The organism is Maribacter sp. ACAM166 (assembly GCF_005771495.1).
In the GTDB taxonomy this organism is placed as follows: Bacteria; Bacteroidota; Bacteroidia; order Flavobacteriales; family Flavobacteriaceae; genus Maribacter.
Window position 1 is genome coordinate 1 of sequence record NZ_VAUW01000052.1, and the last position, 22,359, is coordinate 22,359.

The 22,359-nt window shown below is 35.5% G+C and carries 21 protein-coding genes; 8 read left to right on the top strand and 13 right to left on the bottom strand.

Annotated elements, in window-relative coordinates; all coding sequences use genetic code 11:
- Positions 1–149 precede the first annotated feature (149 nt).
- Positions 150–290, top strand: coding sequence for a hypothetical protein (locus ES765_RS21925; RefSeq protein ID WP_171017383.1), 141 nt, complete (start codon positions 150–152; stop codon positions 288–290).
- Positions 291–551: 261 nt separating this feature from the next.
- Here the strand turns inward: ES765_RS21925 and ES765_RS19650 are convergent, their stop codons facing one another.
- Together ES765_RS19650 and ES765_RS19655 are read right to left on the bottom strand one after the other, a co-directional pair.
- Positions 552–1,613, bottom strand: coding sequence for a VOC family protein (locus ES765_RS19650; RefSeq protein ID WP_138116044.1), 1,062 nt, complete (start codon positions 1,611–1,613; stop codon positions 552–554).
- Entirely contained in the window at positions 1,606–2,310 is a 705-nt protein-coding gene (locus ES765_RS19655) for a glycosyltransferase (RefSeq protein ID WP_138116045.1), read from the bottom strand. The genes ES765_RS19650 and ES765_RS19655 overlap by 8 nt, the downstream gene beginning before the upstream one ends.
- A gap of 220 nt (positions 2,311–2,530) precedes the next feature.
- On the opposite strand from ES765_RS19655, the gene ES765_RS19660 reads away from it, so the two are divergent.
- Both ES765_RS19660 and ES765_RS19665 read left to right on the top strand, forming a co-directional pair.
- Positions 2,531–3,319 (top strand): DUF547 domain-containing protein, encoded by a 789-nt coding sequence (locus ES765_RS19660; RefSeq protein WP_138116046.1) that lies wholly within the window; start codon positions 2,531–2,533, stop codon positions 3,317–3,319.
- A gap of 130 nt (positions 3,320–3,449) precedes the next feature.
- The gene (locus ES765_RS19665; protein WP_138116047.1) at positions 3,450–5,693 is read left to right on the top strand and encodes an efflux RND transporter permease subunit; all 2,244 of its coding nucleotides are present in this window, start codon (positions 3,450–3,452) and stop codon (positions 5,691–5,693) included.
- Positions 5,694–6,035: 342 nt separating this feature from the next.
- Here the strand turns inward: ES765_RS19665 and ES765_RS19670 are convergent, their stop codons facing one another.
- The 3 genes from ES765_RS19670 to ES765_RS19680 all read right to left on the bottom strand — a co-directional run bounded on the left by ES765_RS19670 (position 6,036) and on the right by ES765_RS19680 (position 8,967).
- Complete coding sequence (locus ES765_RS19670; RefSeq protein ID WP_138116048.1) at positions 6,036–7,313, bottom strand: tetratricopeptide repeat protein; 1,278 nt, start codon at positions 7,311–7,313, stop codon at positions 6,036–6,038.
- Between the two features lie 132 nt (positions 7,314–7,445).
- Entirely contained in the window at positions 7,446–8,234 is a 789-nt protein-coding gene (locus tag ES765_RS19675) for a DUF4331 family protein (protein ID WP_138116049.1), read from the bottom strand.
- 22 nt (positions 8,235–8,256) lie between these two features.
- Entirely contained in the window at positions 8,257–8,967 is a 711-nt protein-coding gene (locus ES765_RS19680) for a DUF4331 family protein (RefSeq protein ID WP_138116050.1), read from the bottom strand.
- Between the two features lie 207 nt (positions 8,968–9,174).
- Here ES765_RS19680 and ES765_RS19685 point away from each other — a divergent pair, with 207 nt between their 5' ends.
- Positions 9,175–10,383, top strand: coding sequence for an LETM1-related biofilm-associated protein (locus ES765_RS19685; protein ID WP_138116051.1), 1,209 nt, complete (start codon positions 9,175–9,177; stop codon positions 10,381–10,383).
- 32 nt (positions 10,384–10,415) lie between these two features.
- Here ES765_RS19685 and ES765_RS19690 read toward each other — a convergent pair whose 3' ends face one another.
- The 8 genes from ES765_RS19690 to ES765_RS19725 all read right to left on the bottom strand — a co-directional run bounded on the left by ES765_RS19690 (position 10,416) and on the right by ES765_RS19725 (position 19,312).
- Positions 10,416–11,180: a LytR/AlgR family response regulator transcription factor gene (locus ES765_RS19690; RefSeq protein ID WP_138116052.1), complete on the bottom strand. Its 765-nt coding sequence runs from the start codon at positions 11,178–11,180 to the stop codon at positions 10,416–10,418.
- A 22-nt stretch (positions 11,181–11,202) separates the two neighbouring features.
- Entirely contained in the window at positions 11,203–11,541 is a 339-nt protein-coding gene (locus ES765_RS19695; RefSeq protein ID WP_138116053.1) for a 2TM domain-containing protein, read from the bottom strand.
- Positions 11,532–11,822, bottom strand: coding sequence for a 2TM domain-containing protein (locus ES765_RS19700; protein WP_138116054.1), 291 nt, complete (start codon positions 11,820–11,822; stop codon positions 11,532–11,534). The genes ES765_RS19695 and ES765_RS19700 overlap by 10 nt, the downstream gene beginning before the upstream one ends.
- Positions 11,823–11,840: 18 nt before the next feature.
- On the bottom strand, positions 11,841–12,125 hold the full coding sequence (locus ES765_RS19705; RefSeq protein ID WP_138116055.1) for a 2TM domain-containing protein: 285 nt from the start codon (positions 12,123–12,125) through the stop codon (positions 11,841–11,843).
- 121 nt (positions 12,126–12,246) lie between these two features.
- Entirely contained in the window at positions 12,247–13,569 is a 1,323-nt protein-coding gene (locus ES765_RS19710) for a 2TM domain-containing protein (RefSeq protein ID WP_138116056.1), read from the bottom strand.
- A gap of 220 nt (positions 13,570–13,789) precedes the next feature.
- Positions 13,790–14,920, bottom strand: coding sequence for a Gfo/Idh/MocA family oxidoreductase (locus tag ES765_RS19715; RefSeq protein WP_138116057.1), 1,131 nt, complete (start codon positions 14,918–14,920; stop codon positions 13,790–13,792).
- A gap of 10 nt (positions 14,921–14,930) precedes the next feature.
- Positions 14,931–15,791 carry a sugar phosphate isomerase/epimerase family protein gene (locus ES765_RS19720; protein WP_138116058.1) on the bottom strand — a complete coding sequence of 287 codons (861 nt, stop codon included), beginning with the start codon at positions 15,789–15,791 and terminating at the stop codon, positions 14,931–14,933.
- Between the two features lie 26 nt (positions 15,792–15,817).
- Positions 15,818–19,312 carry a PVC-type heme-binding CxxCH protein gene (locus ES765_RS19725; protein ID WP_138116059.1) on the bottom strand — a complete coding sequence of 1,165 codons (3,495 nt, stop codon included), beginning with the start codon at positions 19,310–19,312 and terminating at the stop codon, positions 15,818–15,820.
- A gap of 172 nt (positions 19,313–19,484) precedes the next feature.
- Here ES765_RS19725 and ES765_RS19730 point away from each other — a divergent pair, with 172 nt between their 5' ends.
- From ES765_RS19730 to ES765_RS23025, 4 genes are all read left to right on the top strand, one after another.
- The gene (locus tag ES765_RS19730; RefSeq protein WP_138116060.1) at positions 19,485–20,354 is read left to right on the top strand and encodes an AraC family transcriptional regulator; all 870 of its coding nucleotides are present in this window, start codon (positions 19,485–19,487) and stop codon (positions 20,352–20,354) included.
- Positions 20,355–20,604: 250 nt separating this feature from the next.
- Positions 20,605–21,471: a helix-turn-helix domain-containing protein gene (locus ES765_RS19735; protein WP_138116061.1), complete on the top strand. Its 867-nt coding sequence runs from the start codon at positions 20,605–20,607 to the stop codon at positions 21,469–21,471.
- Between the two features lie 106 nt (positions 21,472–21,577).
- Positions 21,578–22,156, top strand: coding sequence for an OsmC family protein (locus tag ES765_RS19740; RefSeq protein WP_138116062.1), 579 nt, complete (start codon positions 21,578–21,580; stop codon positions 22,154–22,156).
- A 107-nt stretch (positions 22,157–22,263) separates the two neighbouring features.
- Positions 22,264–22,359: transposase (locus tag ES765_RS23025; protein ID WP_171017281.1), on the top strand; the 96-nt coding region annotated here is incomplete at its 3' end.

Genomic DNA, 22,359 nt, shown 5'->3' on the forward strand with positions numbered 1-22,359 from the left:
CTTTGGTAATTTCTTGGTGAATATTATCTCAGGCCTTATTGCATATAGCTTCTTGCCCAAGAAACCTAGCATCAAATATCAAACCGTTAAAACAAATCAACTAGTTATGTTTTAATCGAACTCAGGTTTTCAGTACTATAATTTGGATAATGTTACTAGGGCTAAGTAAAAAATTAGAAGAAATAGACTATCCTGCTAATATGGAAATGGAGAATTCAGTCATTGACAAAGTTAAGTCATTCGTAAATTTTGAAAAAGTAAAAATTTCAGTACTTCAAGAAGTAAAGTAATAGTTGTACTAGTCAGTTGTAGGTATTCACCTTATATAGATAACTTTGGCACGTACAAAGCTATCATAATATTTTACTATCAATAAGTTTCCATTGATAGTAAAATGTTTTTGTGAACTATCTAGTTATATAATTTAAAAAATGGTAAGCAACCACAACACAACTGATCGTTTACGGTGTACCGAATGCTATTTTTTAATTTTCAGGAACCGGTCTAAATAGAACTCCCCACAAGAGCTCACAAGTGAATTTTTACTTAGATTAAAAATCTTTCTTAACCCTATGAAAGCCAAGACTTTTAACTATCCATTTCGGCAGAGTTTTATGGGGATTTCTATTTTTGAGGTTTAAGAATAATCCCAACGATTTTAAAATTGGCACCTTATGGGTTTCCACTAGTTCAATTAGAGTTCCATCGGGATCTTCAACGTAGCTAAAATGCCCCGCTGCATCACCCATATCAAAGCTATCCGAACTATCTACAGTAAAAGGATGGTTCAACGAGTTTGCCTTTTCCTTCATAAGATCCATGCCATAAACATCAAAGCAAAGGTGAATGTACCCTAAATCGCCCCAAAGTCGATCTTTATAAATTTTCACCGGAATCCTATCTAAAACCTGGATCAATTCTATTTGTGTGGGTCCTAATAGGTCTCCAAAACCTCCTATGTTTTTTCGTTCTTGACTTAAGATAACTTTTCTAAAGCTACCTTTCTTAAATTCTTGTGAATCGCCTTTAGTTGCCTCTACCCCGTCATACAAAACCACCGAGTAATCTAACATTTTCATGTAAAAATTCAATGACTGCTCCATATTGCTTACACCCATTACCGCTCCCATCACACCCCCATTTTTACTGGTTCGTTTGCAGAATGCATAGGTGTCTTTCACCATTTGAACCCTATTACCAAAAGGGTCCTCGAAATAAAAACTCGTATTGCATTTATCTGAACTAGAAATTTTCTCTAGGTTAGCAACCTTTAACCTGTTCAAGTACATATGCATTTTATCAAGATTACTACATCTTATTTTCATTGCATAAATACCTAAGTCACCAAATTTTAACGGTACTTTTGGAGAACAAGGTATACGATCTTTAAACTGCCATATTTCGAGTCCGCCCCCACCCACCAAATTAAGGGATAAATAAGCATCGCGCCTTTCTTTAGTACCGTTCGTATATCTAGTCATTAAGGAAGCAACTGCCTCATCTTTAAACACTAAAATATCAAAACCTAAATGTTTCCTATACCAATTAAATACACTCTTGGTGTCTAAAACTCCAATCCCAATTTGCTGAATACCATTTATAATTTCAATCATTGTAAGGGGTACGAATCAATTTGTTATGGAGTACTTTTAGCTTATCGCCAGAGTACCCCAGCTTAAACAGTGTAACCAGTAGTAAATTAACAAGATTAACTCTAAGGTAAGAATTACATTCATACTTGCGTGCAGAAACAACCAAGTCATTTTTTACAATGGTATAGGGGATTTTTTGTTTTTTCATTCTTCCAAAAAATTCAAAATCTTCCATTAGCGCTTGCTCTTCATTAAACGTCCCTATTTGGTAAAAGACATCTTTTTTTATAAATAAACATTGGTCGCCACCGCCTGTAAAATAACCGTCTTTTGCTGTAAAGGATGAATTTAAACGTAAGAGCCAATTTTCCTTATCAAACCGATAAGAAAAAAATCCAGCGTCGAAAAAATGCTCAAGACTTTGTTGAATATCATTAACAAAACCGTTTGGGGGTACTACATCAGCATGTAAGAATACTAATATTTCACCTTTAGCAACGTTCGACGCTTCGTTCATCTGAGCGGCCCTACCGTTCTTTTTACAACGAAGTAGTTTCACCTTAGCTATACTACTGAGCGTTTCGGTATTATCAGTAGTATTAGGGGAAACAGCTACAATTATTTCTAAAAGTTGTTCCTGCTCCAAAATACATGTAGTATTAAAAAGCCGCTGCAAATTTTTAAATTCATTATGTGCCGGTATTATAATACTAATCATATGAGAATCTAGTGAGCAACACGTAGCTGACATATACCGCCAACTAAAAAATTATATAGTAAAGGGTTTAGAACTATCTATGCAAATTGATGAAAAAAGTTTTAATGTGCATCTAAAAATATACAAAAGGTTCGTGTAAACAATTAAATTAAAATTCGACCAATAATTCAAGAACCTTTGAACTGTAGTTACGTTAATAGGTTAACCTAAAAAAATACACATGAAACTTAAGTTTTATTTTCTATTGACGTTGTGTACGATATTCTTAACAGATAAGAACAATCTACAAGCGCAAGATTCAACCACCTCAACTACAGATTTCAGCGAATTGTCCGAATCATTTTTAAAACGGCTAAAGAGCAAAAAAGATACTGAGGACTTACAAAATATTTTAGCCAATACCACTATTAAAGAGTTGGACAATGCCCTTGATACCAATGATAAGCGTTTGGCTTTTTGGATAAATATCTACAATGCTTATATACAGGTGATTCTTCAAAAAAATCCCGACCTATATGCTGACCGTGGCAGTTTTTTCAAAAAAAAACAAATTACTATAGCGGGTGAGACCGTTTCATTTGCAAAAATAGAACATGGCATTATTCGAAAGTCCCAATATGAATATGGCTTGGGTTATATACGTAAGTGGTTCCCAAATAAATTTGAACGGAAATTGCGGGTAAACAAACCTGTTTACAATGTACATTTCGCTCTAAATTGTGGAGCCATAGACTGCCCACCAGTGGCTATATACGAATGGGAACGTTTAGATGAACAATTTAAGAAAGGAACCAAAACGTATCTTGAAAGAACTACAGAATATAATGCAGACGCTAAAGAGGTTGCAGTCACATCATTGTTCAATTGGTTTAGAGGTGATTTTGGTGGCAAATGTGGCGTAAATAAAATTCTAAAAAAGAATGGTTTAATACCTTTAACTAAAGGGATTGACCTTACCTATAAAAATTATGATTGGACCTTAGACCTAGACAATTTTATTGATTTATAGATGAATTAGGTTCATTTGAAAGCGCTCAATTAAACGACATACTGTTTCTATTTGTATTCTTTTTGCTGCAAATACTAACGAGAATGGTAACTTTGCATACGAAATAGTTAAATAGATTTCACTCTGTTCTATGAAGGCCAACTTAGGTTCCCTCAAAAATATATGCATTTTCATCTTTATACTTTTAGGCATACTATCTGCCTCTAAATTGGATGAGTTAAAATTTTCCTTCGATTTTAGTCAATTTTTTCCTGAAGAAGACCCAGACCTAGCATTTTATGATACTTATGTTGAAGAATTCGGAACGGATGATAATTTTTTACTTATTGCCGTAAAGAATAAACCGAGTGTTTTTCAACAAGACTTTTTAAATAGCTTTCAGTCATTTTCTAAAGACAGCAAAGGTTTTAAGTATGTGTTAGAAAGTAATTCTCTAACGACCCTTTCTTATCCCTTAAAAACATCCTTTGGTTACACAACCTTGCCTATAGTACATATTGACGATACATCACAGTACGAGAAGGATTGGAGAAAAATTCAGGAGGACTCCTTATTTGTAAATGTACTTATTGATGAAAAACGAGAATCACTGGTCTTAGCCTTACAGACCGAAGATAATTTAGACTACAAGCAATCTGGTGTATTACTAGATGATATAAGAGCCTCACTAAAGAAACATAATTTAACAGCATATCACATACTGGGTAGAGCCTTCTTTTATGAGGCAATCGTTAAGATGCAAAAAAGTGAAGTACTGACCACCACTATAGTTGCATCTATTTTAGTGTTCATTATTCTGTTATTAGTCTATAGAAGTATCCCTGTAGTATTGATTTCTGTTTTTTCAATTGCTATGTCGTTATTGCTTTTTATGGGATTATTGGCTGCTCTTGGAAAGGAATTGAATGCCATGGCAGCATTTTACCCAGTATTAATGCTCATTGTAGGAACTTCAGATGTTATACATCTTACCGATAGCTATATACGAAAATTACAAAGTGGAATTTCAAGATATGCAGCCATACGTTCTTCCTTAAAAGAAGTGGGTATGACTACCCTACTTACCTCTGTTACCACAGCTGTTGGTTTTGTCACCCTACTATCTTCAAGATTAGTGAGTATTCAAGAATTTGGTGTTAATGCAGCAATCGGTGTATTGGTAGCTTATACAACCGTAGTTTTATTGACCGCTTCTCTATTGATTAGTCTACCTGAAAAAAAACTAATAGGTAGTAGAAGTGTTTCTGCAAAATGGGTGAACTATCTTTTGCAGTTAAATACATTCACCAAAAAACATCCTAAATCCATTATTTTAGGAACTGTAGTTTTCACCCTATTTTGTTTCCTTGGAATTTACCTAATTAAAACCGATTATGAATTTAAGCAAGCACTACCTGCAAGAAGTAAAATTGCTAGTGACTTTGTGTTTTTTCAAGAAAATTATGCAGGTTTCCGCCCATTGGAAATCGCTGTAATGAGTGCCGACACCCACAAGGTTACAGATTTTGAGGTTGCTCAAGAAATTGAAAAACTTCTATCTCATTTAAAAAACATCAAAAGTATTGGTAACTTACAATCGGCCAACTTGCCTTATAAAATCATCAACAAAGCAAATAACTTAAACAGTTCAGCATTTTTTTCGTTACCGGATGATAAGGAAACATTTGAGAAGTATAAAAAGGATGCCCGTCGTTTAGCGCGTAAACAATTAGGCCGATTCATTAATTCTAACGAAACCGTTGCACGTATCAATGGAAAATTACAAGATGTCGGTACAGATAGCCTTAAAATAGTATACAACAGTATCGATAGGTTTGCAAAAACCAAATTAGACACTACCCTGATAACAGTTAAAGTAACCGGAAAAAGTATTTTATTAGATAAAAATTCAGAATATATTAGAAGTAGTTTATTGCAGGGACTGTTATACGGCTTGCTGTTGATAGGGATTATAATGGCTTTTGTTTTTAGAGATATGAAAATATTTTTAATATCTCTTGTTCCAAATGTATTACCCATTTTGTTCGCAGGAGCCATACTTGGGTTCTTGGGCATACCTCTAGAAGCTTCTTTATCTGTAGTCTTCGCTATCGTTTTTGGTATCGCCGTTGATGATACGATTCACTTTCTAGGAAAGTATAAGTTAGGGATTACACAAGGGCTTTCTAAAGAAGCTGCACTTGAAAAAACGTTCGTTCAAACAGGAAGGGCTTTGGTCATAACCACCATCATCTTATTCTTTGGCTTTATGGTAATGCTATTTTCCATTCATCAACCTAGTATAACCATAGGTTTGATAATCAGTGTTACCCTTGTAACAGCATTAATACTAGATTTGCTGTTACTACCGGTATTACTTAGAAAATTACTTTAAATAGAACTGTTGGTTCTTTGGAGTGTTCTTTGTAGAGATCTATAGGCAAAAATAGTTTTGCCAACCATTATGATCATTAAGCTAATCCATAATGTAAAGAGTAGGTATTCCATAACATTAGTAGTTTTTCTTGGTTACTTTTAGTTCACATTTTTAAGATGCTGGGGCACTTTAAATGTATTTGGTCGATAAATATATGTATTTCATCCGTTCAAATCTTAAAAAACGTTAAATTTTCGATGAAATACCTAAAAATAACAGTGCCACGATTAAAATCGTGGCACTGAAAAAAAAACAATCCAACCTAAAACAAACCAGAGATGAAAATAATTGGGCAATCAATTACAAATCATGGACTTGCTTTTCCATATTGGGCCCCAACTCATAGAGGGCTCCTATTAATTCTCCTTTTAACGCTGTAACTTTTTGTAGTTGACCATTTGCCTTATATACTTCTGCAGCTTGCAGTAGCAAGGTTGGCTCAAATGTTTTACCATATACATAGGTATCAACAATTTCTAAAGCTTTCTTTAAGTTGCCATTTTTAAGGTAACTATAGCCTAACCAACTGTATGATTCTGGTGTTGGCCTATTCTCAACCTCTTTTTGAGCTAATACTAATGCTTGATCGTACTGTTTAGTTTCTTCTACATACAAACCTAGAGTATATGCGTTGTACATATCGCCGTAAGCTGTACCCTTCACTCTAGTGAAAAATTGGTCTAAATTTTTTGTGCGAATTAAATCATCTCCCATATAATCTGCGATTTCAGCTATTAACAAAAAATAGTCAGGTGCTTTGTACGTTTGAGTTACAGCATCTAATATACGTATGGCTTCTTCTGGGTTTTTGTCATTTGAAAATACAATCCAAGCGATACCCTTTTTAGCATAGGCATTATCATTATCGATTGCCAATGCTTTTAAATACTGGTTGTAAGAATCTTGTATTCTACCTGCATGTCCATAATAATCCCCCAAATTAGTGTAGCTCCACAACATTAATTCTTCATTCTTAGATGATTCTGCTTTCGTCCTTGCCAGTTCCATAAAATTAATGGTCGTGTCTAAATCACCTTTATAATCATTCCATTTGGCCAATCGAATCATATATCCAAAATCTGACATGTTTTTTAGACTATCTAAATATTTTTCTGCCACTTGGTAGTTACCCAATTCCATATGAACATCAAAGAACAAGCTTTGTCTTTCTGCATCATCACCCCCAATTGCAGCAGCTGAATCTGCCAGTTGCAAAGCTTCCCTAAAGCGATGCTGTGAAATATAATTTCTGGCCAAAGTCCGGTAATATCCTGGTTTGCCGATATTGGCAATCTCTACTGCTTTTTTAAGACTTTTTTCGGCTTTTTGTAAATATTGAATATCACCAGTTTGTTGGAAATAACGATGGTACTCTCCGCCAACTATACCAAAACTAGTAAGCTGCATACTATCTAGTCTTATTTTTGAATTCCAAAGTTCAAAATATTTAGAGGTGGTTTTAACCGGAGTAGCCACTAAATACTTATCGTAATCATTTTTTTGTGCAACTGTATCATGATTCTTAGTATCACAAGAGGATACTATTATCAATAGTATTAAAAGCTTAATTAATTTCATTAGGTTGTGTTTTATGTGGATTGTTTAAAAAAGGGGAGTTTTTCAACTCCCCTATCCCTTCTCTTTCATAAACAATTTAGGGTTGTGCCAGTCTTACCGATTCGTTGAAACCGATAAGGTGAAGGCAACTTCTTATTCAGGTGCTCCCAAATATGGAAACATAGTACTTATAGTAGCGGTTAGCCCAACGCCATCTGAGGTTAATCTTGGTAAATCTGCCATACCATCGTCATCAGTATCCTGACCACTAAATCTAGCACCATCGCCACCACCAAATAGTAATATCAACGAAACATCAATAACATCATCTTGTGGAGTTCTTCCTGTTAAACCAACAGCACCTTCATAGTTTGGAGCTCCGCTTCCACCATTAAAATAGGTTGTTGGAAAATTTGGAGCAACTTCAAGTACGTCATTAGATAACACCGTCGTTAAAACAGTAGCTGTTACCGGGTTATTCGTAAATCCATCATCCATAGGTCCATTTAATATATCACCTAAAATATTCGGTTCAAAATTTACAGCAGCTGGATCAGCTCCTAAAATAGTTGCATAAACATCATGATACGCTTCCAATCTTGCTTCAAAAGCAGCTTGAAAAGTAGCTCCCATTTCTGAAGGAATTGAAACGTTATGAGAATTCTTAGTTTCTCCATCTGCACTTAATACTGTATTAATTCCTGGTCTTCCGATAAAATCAACTTGAGCGTATGTTCCTGTGAAATCTAGCTCCATAGCAACTTCACATGGTGCACAAGTAGTACCGCCACAATCAACACCAGTTTCATCACCATTCATGATTCCATCATCACAAGTTGGAATGACTACTATAGGCGCACTGTAATCATCATTGTCACAAGAAGCTAAAGCAGCTACCGCACAAAGAGACAAAAACGTATATTTTATATTTTTATATTGCATTTTAATTATATTTATAAGGTTATTATTGTTTGGCGTTTGTGGTTACCCAAGTTTTGTAAACTGGTAATTGCAAAACATTAACTGCAGTAGTTTCGCCCAATAGACTATTTGGAATTTCGATTACGATAGACATCGTATTGGCACCATCAAAAGTATCAACAGCGGTGTCATCATCATCATCAGTAGAAGCAGGATCACCTACAGGTTTAAAACCTAATGGCGCTTCACCACCAATTACAGCATTGAATTGAAAAAAGTCAAAGAAAAAAGCATCTTGTCTAGGTCCTGCAAATAGCATAACACCATCAGCGGTAGTTTCAACAATCGCAGTAGAAGCAGAAATATCTACCGAACCTAATGGTGAATCAACCATTATGGTTCCATTCAAGCCTGTTTCACTAGGTGCAACCGGACCAAAAAAGTACATTTTACCGGCTCTAGGAATAGCTTGTATCACCAAATCTTCAACCAAATCGCCATCGCTGTCGATATTAATTTCTAATAATACATTTTCATCAAATGTACCGTAGGCCAAATCTGGCAATACATTAGATTGTAAATCAACCGCAAAAACGGTGTTGTCTGAACCTACTGTTGGCTCAAACGCATAAAAATCGGCAATATCGGCCGAAGTTCCCATGGAACCCGGAGCATCAATATGATCTGCCGCAACTAAAAGAACTCCTACTAAGGCTAATGCCCCAAGTCCCATAAATAATTTTGATTTTTTCATTATCTTATTTTTAGATTAGAATCACCCTTACTTACGAGACAAAAAACGAAAGGTTCATTTTTATTAAAAAATAAATTTTATACGTTTTATTTTAAAATGGAATCAACTCTAATACTCCACTATAGGTATGAAGTACATTTTTAAGTATTCGTTCAATAAACCGGAATATAATAATTAGCTAACTTTGTCTTTTTAAACTATATAGATATGAACCCGTCTGCCTCCGGTTGGATTGAAAAATATGGCTCGGTCGTTCAAAAACACCAGAATGCTTTCCCCGATTTTGATTCCTTATATAGTACGCTTAAAAAGAGTGGTTTCGTATATGGGTTAAATTCAGGAATTCCCGATTTTATTCATCCAGAACACGCACTATCTGAAGATGAAAAAGCTAAAATCAATTTACTTAATGCGTTATACTTCACTTATAAATTAAAAGGTAGAGATAATGATTACGCTTTTTTTATAGAGCAGGTCTTTAAGTTTTATGGAATTCTACAGATCAACAATACTGGCTTTTTTGGTAAATTATTTACAGGCAACAAAACCTCAGCGAAACTTGAGAAACTAATAGCTTCTCGAATTTACATAGAAGACAATATTTTTAGTAAGACATTTAATAGTCTAATCACCAAATCATTACTATTTATAGATGTATTACTTTTTAAACATTATTTGAATGATAGAGAAGACCTAAAACGTAAGGCAGAGGAAATTGAATATCTAGTAATTAATATAACGTATCACTCCCTTGGTTCTAAACAAAAAAATGGAAGTGATACTAAATTGTCGCAATTGCTTGCCTCTTCTTTAACCTATATCAATTGTTCAGACCATACTTTTGATGGTTCTTATCGAGAACGATTATTAACGAACAAAGAAACTTGGGAGAATCGCTATTTGTTGGATATGGCTTGTTTAACGGTTTGGGAAGACCATTCGTTGGATTATACGGAATCTGAATTTATATTCAGTATCGGTAAAGATTTGGGCCTTGAGAATCAACTTATTTCTGAATCTATACTACATGTTACAGACTTTTTTAAATTAAACCTAGAAAACATACCCTACCTAAAGGAAAAAAATCTTGCCCACCAATTTTACGATAGTATGGGGAAAATTGTAAAAAAACTAATTTTAAGAAACAGTAAGCGATTACTTAAAGAGCTTTCTCAAAGTGCAGAATTGGTTGCTTTATTATCAAAATCTACGGTAAGAGACCTTAGCCGCGATGAAAAGAAAAAGGTTCAAAATCAACTTTTGGATATTTTTAAAAGTATACCATCTTTGGCAATTTTCATTTTACCAGGTGGCGCAATTTTACTTCCTATATTTATTAAACTTATTCCTAAATTATTACCCTCTGCATTCGATGAAAACCGAATTGATGAAGAAGAACAACCTACGGATATCTAATTAAAATATTGATTACTACTATTTTATTATTCTCACTCCAACCATAACTTAAAGTCCTTTACCTTTTCCCTACTCACAATAATTTCTAGGTCTAGATTGTTTTTTAATTTAATTTGCAACCTAGAGTTGGTGTACGAAATGATATCTTTAATATACTCTACGTTCACATAATACTTTCGGCTAACCCTAAAAAAAACTTGTGGCTTCAATTCACCCTCAAGCTGTTCTAAAGTGTTATCTAGTAAATAACTTCGTCCTTCTTTTGTAGATGCATACGTTCCTTTGTTTTCGCTATAAAAACATTCAACATCTTCTGAATTAATGATTTTCAAATGCTGCCCTACCCTAGCGGTAAATCGCTTCTTATACTCACGCTCCAAAGGGTTTACCAATAACTTTTTAATATCTTCAAAATCTAATGCAATCTTATTGGGTTCAGTAGCCGATTTAAATCGAGTACGGTATTTGTTGACCGCGTGCTCCAAGTCTTCATCGTCAATTGGTTTTAATATATAATCAATACTATTCAATTTAAATGCTTGCAATGCATATTCATCAAAAGCGGTCGTAAATATAATAGCGCTATGTACCTCTATTACATCGAATATTTCGAAAGAGAGTCCGTCGGACAGTTGAATATCCAAAAAGATAAGATCTGGATGTTCATTATGCTGAAACCAAGCAATCGCTTCTTCAACCGAATGCAACATGGTAGATACCTTTACATCCAACCCTTCAAGCATTCTACTTAATCTACGAGCGGCTGGTTTTTCATCTTCAATAATAATGGTCTTCATGGTCGATTATTCTAATGTGGTTTTATCTAAACTTATCTTCTTCCTTCTTATCCTTATCTACATATTTCCTTATTTGACGCTCTTCCCAATCTCTTGAAAAAAATGGATTGTAATTAAACACCTTAGCCCCATGAAAGGCCAATCCTATTCCCCAAAAAATAGCTGTAGAAAATGATGCGAAATTAAAAAACGCCTCGTTAAAAGTTTCTCCACCGTTCATTCTGGCAATTACCGTTGTTGTACTGATAAAAATATTGACCAAAAGGTATACAATCAAGTGAATATAGAAACCCTTTAATTTTTTTACGCGCTTTTGTGCGCGTAGTAATTTATCCGATTTTTCAAACTCGTTTAGTTCCATCGTTTTTCACTTTCTTCTTCGTTCATAAATTCCTGAATTTTTCGCTCTTCCCATCCACGGCCCATAAAGGGATTCAAGTTAAAAATTTTGAGTGCTTGAAAAAATAAACTTATTGCCAATCCAAAAACTACCCATAGAAACCAGGCGTATCGCCATTCATTTAAATAATAGTTTATGGAGGCAACAATGACGATAGTGAAAATTGCCGATGCTACCTTACCATAAAAGTTCTTGATTTCGTTTACTCGGTCTTTTGCTCTAGAGTATTTGGTGTTATCCATGAGTTCTATAGTTACTGATTATGAATTTTGCATGAATTCCTTAATTTTTCTTTCCTCCCAGGCCTTACCAAAAATCGGATTGTAGCCGTATGCATAACAACCGTTTATCACTAATCCAAAACCCCACCCTAATGCAGGAAATATGGCCCAAGGAAAGTCTGTTGTTCTATAATTTATAAAGGCAAGAATAGGGATTACAATACAGTAGCCTAACAAATTACCATATAAGCCCTTAATCGCCTGTACCTTTTCTTTTGCCTTTTGATAAGTATAATGCTGATCGTTAAATTGTTGTGATTCCATTTTTTAAAATTTTTAGGTTACTACGTATTTGTTTTCTATACTTCAAATTTCGGCAGTACCCCTTGTTTTTAAAAAATTGAACTACCCAGTTGTACTTTTTTATGACTGAATTGTTGTAGCATCAAAAGTTCTCGTCTTCCATGTACTTTTTAATTTTCTTCTCTTCCCAATTCTTACCAAATAGTGGGTTATACCCGTAAGCCTTTAATCCATGGCCTAGCAGGCCAAACCCCCAACCTAGAGCAGGGAAAATTACCCATATAAAACTTGTGGTCCTATAATTTATAAATGCCAAAAAGGGAATTACTAGGCAATAGGCTGCAAGGTTTACATAGAATCCTTTTATCGCCTCTACCCGCTCCTTTGCCTTTTCATAGCGTTTACTGCCAATGAAAGATTCTTGGGTTTCTCTGAAGGCAATAGTATTGGTCAAAATAGGTAGACGCACTTTAAATTCTGTATTGGTTTTAAAGATTTGCATTTCCTTTTTAGTGAGTATTGCATACCGCTGGCGTATGTTCTGCAAGCCTACACCACTACTCTTTTTAACGACTTGCTTCTCTTGTAGGTTGTTGGTAACATAGAGAAATCCGTCTTCTTCATAAATATTAATATGCAACGGTTTGGAAGTCGTCACAACATTATGTTTTACAGCATTCTCCAAAAGGAGTTGTAATGATAACGGTACTATTTTAGCTTCCGGATTTAATGCTTTATCCGGAATTTCAAAAACAATACTGTCTTCAAATCGCATTTTCAATAAGCGCACATACGTTCTGGCAAACTGAAGTTCTTCATCTACAGATATGAGATTTTTACTTTTCTGTTCCAATACATACCGGTAGACTTTAGATAAAGACGTGGTAAACTTTTGTGCTTGGCTAGGATCCTCCTCAATCAAACTCGTTAATACATTTAAACTATTGAACAAAAAATGCGGGTCGAGTTGATTTTTTAAGGCATCGAACTTAGCAGAAGCAGAACCGGCAATAATCTTTTGTTCTTTGACCTTAGTATCCTGTAGGGCCTTATAAAAATAAAATGCGTGTAAGAAAAGAGAAACGATGAGCGTTACGCCCACTACTAGGATATAATAGATCGGACTTTCTGATGCCAAGAACTTATTAAAGTCCATGCCAAAAAGGATAACTTCTGTAAACCACCGTACTAGGGCAAATGCTATAACGGTTAATAGTATGGAGCCTATCGCGCCAAACCATAATCGCTTTTGGGTTTGTTTCTCCCAACTGAAAATTGTAGAAATATATTCGTTGTAGTAGGCATTTACTGCTGTTAATACAAAGGCATATATATAACTAACCCCAGCATACCTTAATTCATTGGCAAATGACAGTGTTTCCCAATTAGAAAATAATAAACGAATTATGACAATTACCAAAGTGACGATTATACTGACTTTAATAACCTTTAAGAAACTACTCATGCACTTTTATTATTAATATGATTTATTAATTACGGCTTTCCAATACTTAGAATTGGCTTAAAATTAGGGATTTCCTTTAACAACAGTAATAGCACTATTTCTAGTTCTAGGTAAGGGTGAAATTGCAGGTATACATTAGGACAAAAAAAAATTACAGTCCGAAATGTCAAATCTGACTTCCGAACTGTAATTCACAGTATATATAAAGATTGGTTGGTTTCTAACTTGTAAATGTGAAATCTGGTAATCTTAAAATTTCACCACCTTTTTCAGCAGATTCATGTGATAATATACCCACACAGGTTATATTGGCAGCTTGTTTTGCATTTGGGTAGGGTGATGTACCATTTACCAATGCTTCAACAAAAGCATGTACCAAATGCGGATGTGAACCCCCATGACCAGCACCTTGAGTAAATGATAAATGCTGATTGTCACCTTCATCATAAACGCCTTGTGTCGTAAATGATTGAATTTCTTTTGGTAATAGTTTTGCGAAATCAGGAATCTCAACTTCCTTAGGAATTTTTGGCTCTGGCTTTTTGGCGGTATGCACTACTAAAGGCTTACCTTCTATCAAGGGCCATTCTACGGACTTCTTAGAGCCATAGACTTCAAAACTTTCTCGATACTGTCGCGCTACGTCGAACAAAGAGCGATACACTTGAGCGCTCAAATCTGAATTCCTGAATTTTATATGGGTGGTTTCTACAGCGTAAGGCGAGTTGTATTCTTTAATCAGTTCTTCGCGTATGGTTCCAGAACCAAAACAAGACACATATTCCGCCTCATCTCTAGTTAAACCAAGCACCGGACCAACGCAATGCGTCGCGTAATGCATTGGTGGCAGTCCTGGCCAATAATTTGGCCATCCATCCATATCCTGTTGATGACTTGCTTTTAAAAATTGGACTTTACCTAATTCCCCATTATCATATAACTCTTTCATATATAGAAACTCTCTGGCATACACCACCGTTTCCATCATCATATAAGTAAGGCCGGTTTTCTCGGTAAGTGCTACAATCTGTCTACATTCATCCACGGTTGTCGCCATAGGTACGGTACATGCCACATGTTTACCGGCTTTAAGCGCCTGAATAGATTGTTCGCCATGATTGGGAATAGGCGTGTTGATATGAATTGCCTCTATCTCATCATCTTTCAACAACTCCTCATACGACGTATATCTTTTGGCGATGTCAAACGCATTTGCAATTTCATTTAATTTTTCTTCGTTTCGTTGACAAACGGCAACCAATTCTGCATTAGGATGCTTTTTATATATGGGTATAAACTCCGCTCCAAAACCGAGTCCTACTATGGCTATTTTTATTTTCTTCTCGCTCATTATATGTATCTTAATCGTTAAACGTCTGTTTTAAAAATCCTAACCCTTGTTTGGCAAATTCATCTTGACTTTTTGCCATGGTTTTCCAAATACATACTGCAGCGGCTAATTCCTTAATTTCTGGGGTAAAGCTTTCTATTACCAAGCCTCCACTATAGTTTATATCGGCAAGTCCTAGCTTGAAATCATTCCAAGGTGTAAGGCCTGTACCAGGAATTCCTCTATGATTTTCAGAAACCTGTACATGTATCAATTTATCACCAACAGTATTGATTGCCTGCCGTATATTTTTTTCTTCTATGGTCATATGAAAACCATCTAACAATACGCGTGCAGATGTATGGTTGATATCGGTAACCAACCGCATTACATCTTCGGCCGTATTGACCATATCAGATTCAAACCTGTTCAATGGCTCTAAGGCAATCGCTAAGCCGTGACCTTCTGCCATGGTACATGCTTTCTGTAAATTCGTCACGGCCAAATTCCATTCTATTTTTCGTTGCTCTGGTGAAACCAAACGGGCTTTACCGACTGCAGAATACATTGGTCCTGCTAAAAAATCCACCTCGAACACAGTACAAAGTTCAAAACATTGCTCTAAATAATCGAAACACTGACGATGTACTTTTGGGTCGTTATGGGTAAGATCTTTTGTCGGACCAAAAGCCCCACAAACAGAAACTTTCAAACCAGTATCTAAAAGTGCCTTTTTAATTTCCTTCGCATCAATTAATTGTGGGTCTTCTACAGGGATTTCAACAAGGTCAAACCCCAACTCCTTTATTTTTGAAAAAAGGTCAATACTCTTAGTTGAAAATGGAGATTGCCATAACCAGGTACTAACCCCGAAATTTATTTTATTTTTCATTTAATCTCTTACTAATTATTTGATAATTACTTGACAATCATCACACCCTGCATGACACGCCAGTGCCCAGGAAACGTGCATATAAATGGATATTCACCCGGTGTCGTCGGAGCTTTAAATTTCAGGGAATAAGAATCATTTGGATTCAATAATGGAGTTGCGAACAATACATCATTGGTCTGCGGCACATAATTACGGTCTGCAGCATTTGGGTCTGCTGCCATTTTATCAGCTGCTTTACCAACCGACTCTTTTTTACCTGGTTTTGTAATGACCAAATTGTGCTGCATAAAATCTGGATTCTGCAAAACTAATTCTACCTGCTCACCTGCTTTCACTTCAAACGTGGTTACATCATATTTCATTTCATTCGTGATTGCTTTAATCGTAATCACTTTTGCATTGAAAACTTGTTCAGGTATTGTTTCTGAGGGTGTATCCCCCTGCTTACCATAATATTTCATTAAAAGTGCCACCATATCAAATATGCCGTAAGATTTCTTCTCTTGATCTGTATAATTCTTTGCTACTTTATATTTCCAAGGTCCTTTTAAACTGATTTTTGTACCGTCTGACTTCAGGTACAACTGCCAAAAACTCCCATAAATTCCGCCTTTACCTCCAGTATCCTCTACCCTAATCGCTACTGTATTTTTACCGGTCTTTAAGACTCCTTTAGGAATTTCATAATTTCTGTTTGAACTAAAACTCGCTGCCATGCTCCCTACCTCTACTCCGTTGAAGTAGGTTATATCAGAATTATCTATGGGCCCTAGCGATAATTCTCCAATCTTATTCTTAAGACTTGCAGGTAGATTTAGTTCTTTTCTGAACCAAACGACACCATCGACCTGTAAACCGGCATCTTCCATATATTGAGGAATTTCCATAGTTTCCCAATCAGAATCATCGTAATTACTAGCATTCATATCACTTACTTCATCTGATGCTATTTTGTAATTAGGATTTGCTTCTGAAAACGCATTTAAGAATCCGTCTACATGTTTAGCAGCTGCTGCATAGAGCGCTTTAAATAACCACACATCATTTAAAACTGCATCGTTCTTACCAAGATCATGCAGAAGTGCACCCACTTTTTTAGATGATGGTCGTTCTGAAAAATAGAGCAAAGCAGATAATTGAACATTTGGGTCGCGATCGTTCAAGGTATTTGCCTTAAACAAGGCATCATCGGTATCCTCATTTCTCGGTAATAGTTGTATGGCAGCCTTACGTACTGCTGATGCCTTGTGGTATAAAGCGCCTTTTACTACACCCAAAGCATTGCTATCCGTTTTCAAGGCATTTAGACCCTCAATAGTCCACAGCGCATGCATGGCCGCATTATTTAAGCCTTTATCATCGACCTGCTTTTTATTGACCAATCGATACAAATCGTTGAGCACATCGGTTTCCCCTCGCTCAACTAATAGTCGTTGGGCCGTAAGTCTCCAAAATTGATTAGTACTGCTTAATGCTTCAATCAATGCCTCTGGATTTTCTTTTGTTAACTGTTGCTTCTCATACGTATCGTCATATTTAGGCACTACGCGCCAAATTCTACCATGCTCCTTATCGCGCAATGGATTCATATAGGCATTACCTTCACCGTTTTTTGCATCGTAACCGCCTCTTTCTTCATTTGGGGTAGGGTTATGCTGTACTATGAAATTATACCAATCTGCAACCCAAACCACCCCATCGGGACCTGTTTTGGCTTCTACAGGTGAACTCCATTCGTCTGCTGAGGCAAAAAGGTTACCAGCATCCTCTTCTACATACCCTGCTCCATCTTTAACAATTCGGGCTTGATGCACCAAGCCACCTGTTGGTTCACATACAAAAGCAATGCTGTTCCAATACGAACTTGGATAAGCCCTTGCGGTGTAAAAATGGTGCCCAGCGGCAGCTGTAAAACCTCCGAAAACATCTACTTGCCTAACATTCGGAGTGATGGCCTGCATTGCATAATGTCCGTCTATTTTAACACTTCCATCGGTCCCTATTCCTTTTACATGGCTAAAGTTGGCATTAGGTATGCCCAAAAACACACTATGGGTATTGTTCGCTGTAGAGGCGAAAATGGAATTATCCTCTGTCAATCCCAATCCCCATGTATTATTACTGGTATTGGTCAATACTTCGAACGTTTTTCTCTTCGGATTGAATCGGTATACGTTTTGATTGAACTTAAAATCTTGATTAAAAATGGTTCCTTCAAATCCGGAATAACCCACTACACCATACAAATTATTATCGATGCCATATTGTAAATTTGATGGACCGGCGTGCGTATCGAACGTGCCCCATCCATCAATTAATATCTCTTTTACATCAGCCTTATCATCACCATCGGTATCCTTTAAGAATATAAAATGCGGCGCTTGAGAAACTACGATGCCTCCATCATAGAAAGTAAAACTTGTCGGAATATTTAATTTATCTGCGAAGACGGTCACCTTATCTGCCTTTCCATCACCATCGGTATCTTCTAAAATTTTCACCTTATCATCGCCAATGCTATTATCGTTGCGCACCGTATTGGGATAATCTACCGTTTCAATAACCCAAAGTCTTCCTTTTTCATCCCAATTCATGGCTATAGGGTTTATGATATCTGGTTCAGAAGCGAACAACTGCACATCAAAACCTGCTGGTACCTGAATCAATTTCTTCGACGCTTCGGGGGATAAGGGTAATTGATATGTTGGCGCAGGATCACGTTGTTCATAGTTAGGTATATTCGCCCGTGCTTCATATTTCAATGTTGGTATATCGGTCATAAAGGCCGCCCAATTTTTTTTCACTTTGTCGTCTACTGCCCAAAGAATTCCTGATTTCACCAACGCTTGAAACCCTTTATTCTCCCACGTACGTTCATCATGACCATAGGCCGTGTAAAAAACCTTTCCTTCGCCAACTTCCTTTACCCAGGTCCAAGGTTCTCTATGCTCACCCTCAACACGTTCCATCAACACATTAATATCGTCTGAAATTTTATCATGTACATAGGTTTCGTCCCACGTTTCAAAAGGTTTTAAATTTTTGGTAATGGGATGCTCCTTATCTGTAATTTCTGCCGTGAATGTGCCGGTTTCATGACGTATAAATTGAGCACCGACCAAATCAATATACGCTGGGGAATTCTTGAAACAGAAACTTGCGGAGTGTAGGGGAATAAATGCCTTTCCATCTTTTACAAAGTTTAATAATGCTTTTTCCTCACCCTTACTAATTTCCTCGTGATTGGCATAAATGATAAGTCCGTCATACTTCTTCAAATTATCTGAGTTTATGTCAGACGGCTTTTCAGTATATGTAATATTAATACCGTCTTTGGTTAAAGCCGATGCTAAAATGGGAAAATATGCCCTTGAATTATGGTGTTCGATTTCATGGCCTAAGAATAATACTTCTATTCTACGTGGCGCATCGTCTAATCGTTTTTTTTTAACAGGCGAACAAGCAGAAAATAGAAGAAGGACAATGGTAATTTTAATAAACGGATGGCTGACTTTCATAATGAGCGTTATTTTCTACGCTCAATATTACACAAAATAGCACCTCAAAATCCACTCTTACATATCACATACTGACTGTATTTTACCATTTTATTTTAAATTAGTGCTAATATTTGATAAATTAGTGTGTAATTAGTTCTTTTAGCGTTAAAAAAAAACTTCACTATTCGCCATGAAATCTGCACTACAAAAATCTCCTATACCCGAAACGAGAGCCTACTTGGCACGATTTTTAAGCGAACCAGTATTTGATCCTCATTGGCATTTTCACTCAGAACATCAATTATTTCTCGTATTAAAAGGAAGCGGTACACGCTTTATCGGTGATAGTGTAAAACCATATAAAGCTGGCGATATTACCTTTACAGGACCAAACTTACCCCATCTGTGGCGCAGTGAAAACGAACAGGATCAGGAAAAGAATATTGCGTGGTCTGAAGGTGTCGTAATTTATTTTCATGAAGACTTTTTAGGAGAAAACCTTTTGCAAAAAGATGAAGCCATACGGTTACGCCAGGTTTTTCACAAGAGCCTCAGGGGAATGGAGTTTACGGAACAAACTGCGCTTACATTGCAAGAATTAATGTTAGCATTGGTGCACCTCGATGGTTTTGAAGGAATTCTTCAACTTCTAAAAATATTGGATTTCATCAGTAAAACCAAAGCATATAATTTACTGGCAAGCCCTGGGTATACGAATACCCTTCGAGAGGCGGATACCGAACGTATGTTTAGCGTCTACGCCTTTGTGATGAAGAATTTCAAAAAGAAAATGTCTCTTGCAGATTTAGCAGAGTTAACTAATATGACACCAACCTCTTTTAGTCGCTATTTTAAATTGCATGCCAATAAATCGTTCTCTGAATTTGTTAGCGAAATACGTATTGGTCATGCCTGCAAATTACTCATAGAGCAAAAATCGAATGTCTCACAAGCATGCTACGAAAGTGGCTTTCAAACCCTATCTAACTTCAATAAACAGTTTAAGACCATCACCCAGCGAACTCCCCTAGCCTACAAAAAGGAATATGAGGTGTATTAATACAAGTTAAACGTTTACAAACATATAATATACGTATACAACATCCCTATTTACCTGTAAACATTAATACTTTATGAGTTTTTGTCAATTACTTGTTCTGTGTGTACTCACAAAATCTTTAGTGACGATAAATGCCGCCACAGGTCAGATTTCCATCTGGTTCGTTTTCTTTTACTAATTTAGTTGCTAGCCAAACGTAACTATGCATACAAAAACACGTTAGGCATAATTTAAAACTGAAATCAACATAGTGATTAATGCATACGAATACTTTAAAAATCATCCGAAATTCAACAAGCTTGTTGGAAACGATTTCTTATTCGTTGAATATAAATGTCCTCTAAATATTGAAGAATACCAATTGTGGATAGAGAATCATTTAATTACCTATGTAATTAGCGGTAAAAAAGATTGGATTACCTCAAAAAAAACACATAACCTTATTGCAGGAGATTCCCTTTTTGTTAAAAAAGGAGTATATACTACAAAGCAATATTTAGAAAGTGATTATTGTGTAATGCTGTTCTTTATTAATGATAAATTCATCAAAAGATTTATTAGAGAAAATCCATCTTTTAAAAGAGAATTAAATCATAAGAAAGAGTATAATCAAATTTTCGACATCACTACTAATGATTCATTTAAAACTTTAATAGAAAGTATATTCCATTATTTAAAACAGAAAGATGAAATTCCTAAAGAATTAGTGGAAATTAAATTCAAAGAATTACTCTTCAATATAGTTATTAATTCAAAGAACAAAGAACTACTACATTTTTTCAATTCAATAGCACAAAACACTAAAACGAATATTGAAAATTTGATGATAGAAAATTTTCAATACGATTTAAAAATAGTTGATTATGCTAAACTTTGTGGTAAAAGTTTATCATCCTTTAAACGTGAATTTAAAGAATGTTTCAATACTACTCCAAGTAGGTGGTTAATTAATAAAAGACTAGAACACTCCAAAGCGCTGCTACTAGGTACAGATTTAACTGTAAGTGAGATAGGTTATGAATGCGGTTTTAAAAATAATTCTCATTTCATTCAAGCGTTCAAAAAGAAAGTTAACGTAACTCCCAATAAATTTAAAGCATTCAAAAAAGAAGGGTAATCCTATTTATTGACCTTTTAAGAACATTATTTGGACTTTTAAGAAATCCTGAATAAAATTTATATTCTGTCCTTTGTATTATTAATTAATTGGAAAAATTAATAGTATGCAAAGTCCAGAATTTTCAACGAGGAATCTAAAATCCATAAAAAATAGTTCCGTAGTACATCAAAGACATTTAATTCTTTACAAAAAGTATCAAAACAATCCTGCATCAGCTTGGATTACTGATTCTTCGGAAGTAATTGGAACTAACCTACAGGACCCATTTAGAACATCGGTTTCCATCAATGATAAAATGAAAGTTCCATTCAAAATTGGAGTTCATAATGCAGTTGGTGGTGATAACGATTTTCCAAATCCAGGCGATTTACTATGTGCTTCGTTAGCATCTTGTTTTGAAAGCACTATTAGAATGATTTCTAATAAGTTGGGAATAGAACTCATTGAAACAAAAATAAGAGCAAATGCTCAAGTAGATGTAAGAGGAACATTAATGATTGATAAATCTATTCCCGTTCAATTTCAATCTATGCATATTGAGGCATTAATTATTGCAAAAAACACAAATGAAAAGCTCTTGAATACGTTAATAAAAGGAGCAAAACAGAGTTGTATTGTGTATCAAACTCTAAAATTAGGCATCCCAATTACTTTAAATTCGGACTTTAAAATCAACAACTAAAAACATAAATTATGAAAAAATCAATCATCTTTATTTACGTGTAGGCTTCCCCATAAGTAGGACAGTTAATAATTCGAATTTACTAACTTTAAATTCAAACTGTCATCATGAAAAGCAGCAAGTTTAGCGAGAGCCAGATTATTAAAGCTCTAAAGGAAAATGAACAAGGAAGGTCGGTAGGAGATGTATCGAGAGAGTTAGGT

What these genes read in the sequence shown, in the direction of transcription:
- ES765_RS19680 (WP_138116050.1), bottom strand. Translation starts at nt 8,967, where the DNA reads ATGAAAAAATCAAAATTATTTATGGGACTTGGGGCATTAGCCTTAGTA.
- ES765_RS19660 (WP_138116046.1), top strand. Translation starts at nt 2,531, where the DNA reads ATGAAACTTAAGTTTTATTTTCTATTGACGTTGTGTACGATATTCTTA.
- ES765_RS19695 (WP_138116053.1), bottom strand. Translation starts at nt 11,541, where the DNA reads ATGGAACTAAACGAGTTTGAAAAATCGGATAAATTACTACGCGCACAA.
- ES765_RS19670 (WP_138116048.1), bottom strand. Translation starts at nt 7,313, where the DNA reads ATGAAATTAATTAAGCTTTTAATACTATTGATAATAGTATCCTCTTGT.
- ES765_RS19710 (WP_138116056.1), bottom strand. Translation starts at nt 13,569, where the DNA reads ATGAGTAGTTTCTTAAAGGTTATTAAAGTCAGTATAATCGTCACTTTG.
- ES765_RS19705 (WP_138116055.1), bottom strand. Translation starts at nt 12,125, where the DNA reads ATGGAATCACAACAATTTAACGATCAGCATTATACTTATCAAAAGGCA.
- ES765_RS19740 (WP_138116062.1), top strand. Translation starts at nt 21,578, where the DNA reads ATGCAAAGTCCAGAATTTTCAACGAGGAATCTAAAATCCATAAAAAAT.
- ES765_RS19665 (WP_138116047.1), top strand. Translation starts at nt 3,450, where the DNA reads ATGAAGGCCAACTTAGGTTCCCTCAAAAATATATGCATTTTCATCTTT.
- ES765_RS19720 (WP_138116058.1), bottom strand. Translation starts at nt 15,791, where the DNA reads ATGAAAAATAAAATAAATTTCGGGGTTAGTACCTGGTTATGGCAATCT.
- ES765_RS19685 (WP_138116051.1), top strand. Translation starts at nt 9,175, where the DNA reads ATGAACCCGTCTGCCTCCGGTTGGATTGAAAAATATGGCTCGGTCGTT.
- ES765_RS19700 (WP_138116054.1), bottom strand. Translation starts at nt 11,822, where the DNA reads ATGGATAACACCAAATACTCTAGAGCAAAAGACCGAGTAAACGAAATC.
- ES765_RS19675 (WP_138116049.1), bottom strand. Translation starts at nt 8,234, where the DNA reads ATGCAATATAAAAATATAAAATATACGTTTTTGTCTCTTTGTGCGGTA.
- ES765_RS19730 (WP_138116060.1), top strand. Translation starts at nt 19,485, where the DNA reads ATGAAATCTGCACTACAAAAATCTCCTATACCCGAAACGAGAGCCTAC.
- ES765_RS19725 (WP_138116059.1), bottom strand. Translation starts at nt 19,312, where the DNA reads ATGAAAGTCAGCCATCCGTTTATTAAAATTACCATTGTCCTTCTTCTA.
- ES765_RS19690 (WP_138116052.1), bottom strand. Translation starts at nt 11,180, where the DNA reads ATGAAGACCATTATTATTGAAGATGAAAAACCAGCCGCTCGTAGATTA.
- ES765_RS19650 (WP_138116044.1), bottom strand. Translation starts at nt 1,613, where the DNA reads ATGATTGAAATTATAAATGGTATTCAGCAAATTGGGATTGGAGTTTTA.
- ES765_RS19715 (WP_138116057.1), bottom strand. Translation starts at nt 14,920, where the DNA reads ATGAGCGAGAAGAAAATAAAAATAGCCATAGTAGGACTCGGTTTTGGA.
- ES765_RS19655 (WP_138116045.1), bottom strand. Translation starts at nt 2,310, where the DNA reads ATGATTAGTATTATAATACCGGCACATAATGAATTTAAAAATTTGCAG.
- ES765_RS21925 (WP_171017383.1), top strand. Translation starts at nt 150, where the DNA reads ATGTTACTAGGGCTAAGTAAAAAATTAGAAGAAATAGACTATCCTGCT.